Origin of the sequence: Halomonas hibernica, from assembly GCF_013183775.1 — a bacterium.
Lineage (GTDB): Bacteria > Pseudomonadota > Gammaproteobacteria > Pseudomonadales > Halomonadaceae > Vreelandella > Vreelandella citrativorans.
Genome location: NZ_VIFN01000039.1, coordinates 1 through 1,256 on the forward strand (window position 1 = coordinate 1; position 1,256 = coordinate 1,256).

The 1,256-nt window shown below is 51.8% G+C and carries 1 protein-coding gene; it reads right to left on the reverse strand.

Annotated elements, in window-relative coordinates:
• Nucleotides 1-30: 30 nt before the first annotated feature.
• Nucleotides 31-1,196 (reverse strand): IS3 family transposase gene (locus tag FKN99_RS17710; protein ID WP_139296708.1). Its coding sequence is split into 2 segments (ribosomal slippage): nt 31-935 and nt 935-1,196, totalling 1,167 coding nucleotides; the frame shifts between segments, so codons are not numbered across the junction.
• Nucleotides 1,197-1,256: the final 60 nt, after the last annotated feature.

Sequence of the window (1,256 nt, forward strand, 5' to 3'; positions counted from 1 at the left end):
TGATCTTACCCAGCAACAGTGGACACTCGTTTAAGCGATCATTCGGACTTCAAACGCCTCTGGGCTGATCATCCCTATAGCACTGTGCCGTCGTTGCTTGTTGTAGTCCAGTTCGATGTATTCAAACACCTGGCGTCTCATCATATCTCGCGTTTTAAAGTTCTCGCCGTGGATCGCTTCCACCTTGAGGCTGTGAAAGAAGCTTTCGGCACAGGCGTTATCATAACAGTTGCCTTTCGCGCTCATACTGCACTTGAGTTCATGTCGCGTCAGTAGCGACTGATACAGCGTCGAACAGTACTGACCACCTCGATCTGAATGGACGATCACGCCTGTTGGCATTTTACGTTTCCATAGCGCCATTTGTAGTGCATCACAGACAAGATCTGCCGTCATACGCTCGCTCATTGCCCAACCAACGACTTTGCGAGAGTAAAGATCAATTAGCACAGCAAGATAAAGCCAACCTTCACCCGTCGCCAAGTAGGTGATATCACCCACCCACTTTTGATTAGGGGCTGAAGCCCTGAAGTCTTGCTCTAGCAGGTTTGGCGCAACAGGTAGCGAATGTCGAGAGTTTGTGGTGGCCTTGAACTTACGGGCAGCTTTAGCACGCAGGCCTTGTCGCTGTAAGCTGGCAGCCACGGTCTTGCGATTCACCGGTATTCCGTCATCTTGCAGGTCTAGAGCTAATCTCGGGGCGCCTGAGCGGCCTTTACGTTGGTGAAACGCCGCAGCCACACGCTTATCGAGAACGGCTTGCTGGCTGCGCTTTAGAGACAGACCTCCTTCGCGCTGTCGCCAAGCGTAGTAGCCGCTTCGAGCGACCCCAACAACATGGCACATGCGCTGAACACTGAAAGCCTGGCGATGACGATGGATAAAGGCGTACTTCACTTCAGGCTCTTCGCAAAGTACACCGCGGCCTTTTTTGTGATAGCCAGCTCCTCATTGGCTTCGGCTAATTGCCGCTTCAGACGAACGTTTTCTTCTGCCAGCGACCGCTCTCGCTCAGATGTATCTTGCTGTTGCTGAACCTTAGAACGCCACTGATAAAGCTGACTCGAGTGTATGCCCAGTTCACGAGCCGCTGCGGCAACGCCTATGCGATCAGCAAGCGCTAACGCTTCTTGCCGATAGGTATCTGAGTAACGGGTATAGGATTTTTTCTTCATTGATGTCGTCGATCTTGCCATGGTTCACCTCGTTGCAGTGTATTACATTCTTGAGGTGTCCATCGTTACTGGGCAAGATCA